Consider the following 4,722-nt stretch of genomic DNA (forward strand, 5'->3'; position numbering starts at 1 on the left):
GTCACCAGCCAACCAGGCTGGCTCCCTCCTCCGCACCCCCGAGGCACGCACCTGACCGCCGCTCGCTACGGACAAGACCCATAAGACACGGCCTAACCCAGAAGACCGGGCCACTCCCTTGGGAGCACCCGGCCTTCGTCCTTCGCGCCGCTCAGAGTTTTTCGATGCGGGCGTAGCGGAGGATGAAGTGTCTGGGTCAGGGCTGGGCGCCGGGGCGGAGCTGCTGCCAGTCGAGCTCGATGCGGATCGGGCTGACGAGGCTGTCGGAGTCCTTTTCGCTGATGACGGCCACCCGGTGGTAGGCGCCGACGCCATGGTCGAGGGCCAGGGCCTCGATGTGGCTGACGCCTAGTTCGTCCAGGTGGACGAGCCAATACCAGGGGATGCCGGCCGCCGCGTATTCGCTGCGCTTCGCCATCGTCTCGGTACGCCCGTCACCGGACACGACCTCGACCGCGAGAAGAATCAGATGGACGGGTAGCGGACGTTCGTCATCGGGCGCGCAGCGGAAAAGACTGACGTCCGGGCGGCGGATCGTGGTCTTCGGCATTCGCCAGAGCAGGACGTCGAAGTCGAAGTCGGCGTCCAGGCACTCGCCCGTCCTCCGGCTGTGCCCGTGCGCGGAAGCCTCGATCATGTTGGTGAGCCGTCGCGTCACCTTCTGATGGAGCCGCGACGGTGCATCACAACGAATCGCCTGACCGAGCACCACTTCGACCTGGCGGCAGAACTCCTCAGGGAGCTGCCGCCAGATCTCAACAGTGATCGGCTCGGCGTGGACAGTCAGAGTTTTTCGATGCGGGCGTAGCGGAGGATGAAGTTGCGGGGGCCCTTGCCGTCGCCGAAGTCGATTTTGGCGGAGCGTTTGTCGTCGACGCCGTCGGTGGAGACGACGGTGCCGAGGCCGAAGGAGTCGTGGGTGACCTTGTCGCCCGGGGCGAGGTTCGGGATGGGGTGGTTGCCGGGGGACTTGACGCCGGGACGCTGCGCCAGCCGGGCCATGGCCGGGGAGCTCTGGGACGAGCCGAGACGGTCCCACACGATCAGATGCTCGGGGATCTCGGCGACGAAACGGGACTGCGGGTTGGCCTGCGGGGCGCCCCACGAGCTGCGCATCTGGGCGCGCGACAGATGCAGGCGTTCACGCGCCCTGGTGATGCCGACGTAGGCGAGCCGCCGCTCCTCCTCCAGCTCGGTGGGGTTGCCGAGCGCCCGCAGATGCGGGAAGACGCCGTCCTCGAGGCCCGTCAGGAAGACGACGGGGAACTCCAGGCCCTTCGCGGTGTGCAGGGTCATCAGCGTGACGAGGCCCTCGCCGTCGTCGGGGATCTGGTCGGCGTCGGCGACCAGCGAGACCCGCTCCAGGAAGGCCGTCAGCTCGTTCGGCGGCTGCTGGTCCTCGGGGTCGCGGTCTGCGGTGATCCCCTCGAACTCCCGGGCGACGTTCTCGAGCTCCTGCAGGTTCTCGATCCTGGTCTCGTCCTGCGGATCCTTCGACGCCCGCAGCTCCGCCAGATATCCCGACTTCACCAGGACCGCCTCGATGATCTCGGCGGGGGAGTGGTTCGGCACCATGGCGCGCAGCTCGTCCAGGAGCGCGACGAAGTCGTTGATCTGGTTGAGTGACCGCGTGGCCAGGCCCGGCACCTCGTACGGGGTGCGCAGCGCCTGCCAGAACGAGCTGCGCTGACGCGCCGCGTACGCCTCGACACACGCCTCGGCCCTGTCGCCGATCCCGCGTTTCGGGACGTTCAGGATGCGCCGCAGCGACACCGCGTCCTCGGGGTTGGCCAGCACCCGCAGGTAGGCCAGCAGGTCGCGGATCTCCTTGCGCTCGTAGAACCGCACCCCGCCGACGACCTTGTACGGCAGCCCGACCCGGATGAACACTTCCTCGAACACACGGGACTGGGCGTTGGTGCGGTAGAACACCGCGACGTCGCCCGGCTTCACCTGCGCGTCGTCGGAGAGCTTGTCGATCTCGCGGGCGACGAACGCGGCCTCGTCGTGCTCGTTGTCGGCCACATAGCCGGTGATCTTCGCGCCTTCGCCCTGGTCGGACCAGAGCCGTTTGGGCTTGCGGTTGCCGTTCCGCTCGATCACGGAGTTGGCGGCCGTCAGGATGGTCTGGGTGGAGCGGTAGTTCTGCTCCAGCAGGATCGTGGTGGCCTCGGGGTAGTCGCGCTCGAACTCCAGGATGTTCCGGATGGTCGCGCCGCGGAAAGCGTAGATCGACTGGTCGGCGTCGCCGACGACGCACAGCTCGGCCGCCCCCAGCCCTTCGACGGGCATGGTCAGCTCGCGGACGAGCTGGTACTGGGCGTGGTTGGTGTCCTGGTACTCGTCGACCATGACGTGCCGGAACCGCCGCCGGTAGTGCTCGGCGACCTCGGGGAAGATCTGCAGGACGTTGACGGTCGTCATGATCAGATCGTCGAAGTCCATGGCGCCGGCCTGCTGGAGCCTGGCCTGGTACATCTCGTACGCCTCGGCGAGGGTCTGCTCCATGTGGGTGGAGGCCCGCGACTTGTACGTCTCGTAGTCGATCAGCTCGTTCTTCAGGTTCGACACCTGGGTGGAGAACGACTTCGGCGGGTACCGCTTGGGGTCGAGGTCGAGCTCGCGGCAGACGAGCGCCATCAGCCGCTGCGAGTCGGCCTGGTCGTAGATCGAGAACGAGGACGGGAACCCCAGCCGCGACGCCTCGCGCCGCAGGATCCGCACGCACGCCGAGTGGAAGGTCATGACCCACATGGCCCGCGACCGCGGCCCGACGAGGGAGTCGACACGCTCCTTCATCTCGCCCGCGGCCTTGTTGGTGAAGGTGATCGCGAGGATCTCGCCGGGGTGGACGCCGCGCTCGGAGAGCAGGTAGGCGATCCGGTGCGTGAGGACCCTGGTCTTGCCCGAACCGGCGCCCGCCACGATCAGCAGGGGGCCGCCGGAATGGACCACGGCGGCGCGCTGCTGCGGGTTGAGGCCGTCGAGAAGCGGGTGAGGTGAGGTTGCAGTCGACATCGTGCCCACGAGTCTACGGGCGGCCACCGACACTTTCCGGTGCTTCACGTCACGGCCTGCGGCCCTTGCCCGGCCATAAGCACACCCTTACAGTCGCGGCTATGCCCAACGCCTCCGCCACAGTGACCACCAGCGCCGCCCCTGAGACGGTCTTCCGCCACCTCGCCGTGGCCGAGGCCTGGCCCGTCTGGATGCGGCTGCCCGTCCGGGCGCGGCGCACCGTCGCCGGCACGCCCGACCCGAACGGGCTCGGCGCCGTCCGGCTGATCTTCCCGATCAAGGAGCGGGTGGTCGCCTACGAGCCGTCCGGGCACTACGCCTATGTGATGATCAACATCTCGCCGATCAAGGGCTACCGCGCCGACGTCCGGCTCACCCCCAAGGACGGCGGCACGCAGATCGAGTACGCGGCCGTCGGCGACCCCGCGATCCCCGCCGCGGGCGCGCTCGTCGGCGCCGGGCTCCGCTTCGCCACCCGCACCCTCGCCAAGCTGCTCGCGGCGCACACCGCCAAGTGCCGCCCGGGCTGCCCCGCGCACTAAGGGCCCGGGCGCAAGGGGTTCGTCAAGGCGTCACCAAGGTTGGGCGGGCTTCCCGGTTCTGCGGGGATGCGGCCGGTTTGCTGGGCTCATGCGCCGTCTGCTCGTGTGCCTGCTGCTGGTCACCGGCTGTTCCGCGCTGCCCGTCGCACGGCAGGGCGAGACGGTCGGCGACGCGGCCCCGATGCTGCGCCGCATCCATATCGACCACTTCGCCGACCTGCGGCGGGACGTCGACCGTTATCTGGCGGCCCGGCCCGGCCGCGCCGCCGTCCAGGTGACGGACCTGAGCGACGGGCAGACCTTCGGCCACCACGCCGACGAGGCGTACGTGATGGCCAGCGTCGCCAAGATCGACATTCTGGTGGCGCGGCTGCTGACCGGGGTGCGGCTCAGCCCTGTGGAGCGGCGGCTGACCGGGCGCATGATCCGGTTCAGCGACAACAAGGCCGCCGACGCCCTGTTCCGCACCGTCGGCGACGGCGCCGGGCTGACGGCCGTCAACCGGCGGCTCCGCCTGACCTGCACCCTCGCCTACGAGGGCAACTGGGGCGGCAGCACCACCTGCCCTGGCGACCAGGTCAGGCTGCTGCGCGTCCTGGCCACGGGCGGGACGGTCCTGCCGCTCAGCCGCGCCTACGCCCTCGACCTGATGACGACGGTCGCGCCCGCCCAGCGCTGGGGCGTCAGCGCCGCCGCCCTGCCGGGCGACCGGGTCGCGCTCAAGAACGGCTGGACCCCGCTCAAGTACCAGGGCTCGGGGTGGGCCGTGAACAGCGTCGGCCGGATCACCGGCCACGGCCATGACTTCCTGATCGCGGTGCTCACCTCCGAGCAGCCGTCGATGAGCGCGGGGATCGCGACGGTCGAACACCTTGCCCGGCTGACGACCGGGGCATTCCGCGCGGCCTGACTGTTGTCCGAAGCCGGTCAGAATGGTGGAACCCCAGGTGGGGGGCTTGGGATAGTGGCTCATCCGTCAAGATCCCCCGGAGGCTGTGCTGCTGCGCGTCGAGACCACCGCGGACCGCCGGCTGGGCGGTCCCTACACCGTGGCGTCCGCGCTGGCCCGGCTGCTGGCGCCGCTGGCGCCGCCCGAGCTCGTCGCGGCGCACGATCTGGAGCTGCACGCGATCGCGCCCGAGCTGGGGGTGCCGCTGCGGCG

The 4,722-nt window shown here is 69.6% G+C and carries 4 protein-coding genes; 2 read left to right on the forward strand and 2 right to left on the reverse strand.

Features of this window, described 5'->3' with window-relative positions; all coding sequences use genetic code 11:
• Positions 1-196: 196 nt before the first annotated feature.
• Positions 197-787, reverse strand: a complete 591-nt coding sequence (locus ACYVE7_RS29380) for a Uma2 family endonuclease (RefSeq protein WP_460369208.1) — start codon at positions 785-787, stop codon at positions 197-199.
• The gene (pcrA, locus tag ACYVE7_RS29385) at positions 784-3,018 is read right to left on the reverse strand and encodes a DNA helicase PcrA (protein WP_460369202.1); all 2,235 of its coding nucleotides are present in this window, start codon (positions 3,016-3,018) and stop codon (positions 784-786) included. The genes ACYVE7_RS29380 and pcrA overlap by 4 nt, the downstream gene beginning before the upstream one ends.
• Before the next feature lie 101 nt (positions 3,019-3,119).
• Here pcrA and ACYVE7_RS29390 point away from each other — a divergent pair, with 101 nt between their 5' ends.
• Entirely contained in the window at positions 3,120-3,560 is a 441-nt protein-coding gene (locus ACYVE7_RS29390; RefSeq protein WP_460369203.1) for an SRPBCC family protein, read from the forward strand.
• A gap of 88 nt (positions 3,561-3,648) precedes the next feature.
• Positions 3,649-4,470, forward strand: coding sequence for a serine hydrolase (locus ACYVE7_RS29395; RefSeq protein WP_460369205.1), 822 nt, complete (start codon positions 3,649-3,651; stop codon positions 4,468-4,470).
• The last annotated feature ends 252 nt before the right edge of the window (positions 4,471-4,722 follow it).

The organism is Actinocorallia lasiicapitis (assembly GCF_054778695.1).

Bases quoted from the DNA above. Each gene is read 5' to 3' on its own strand.
- pcrA (WP_460369202.1), bottom strand. From the start codon at position 3,018: ATGTCGACTGCAACCTCACCTCACCCGCTTCTCGACGGCCTCAACCCG.
- ACYVE7_RS29390 (WP_460369203.1), top strand. From the start codon at position 3,120: ATGCCCAACGCCTCCGCCACAGTGACCACCAGCGCCGCCCCTGAGACG.
- ACYVE7_RS29395 (WP_460369205.1), top strand. From the start codon at position 3,649: ATGCGCCGTCTGCTCGTGTGCCTGCTGCTGGTCACCGGCTGTTCCGCG.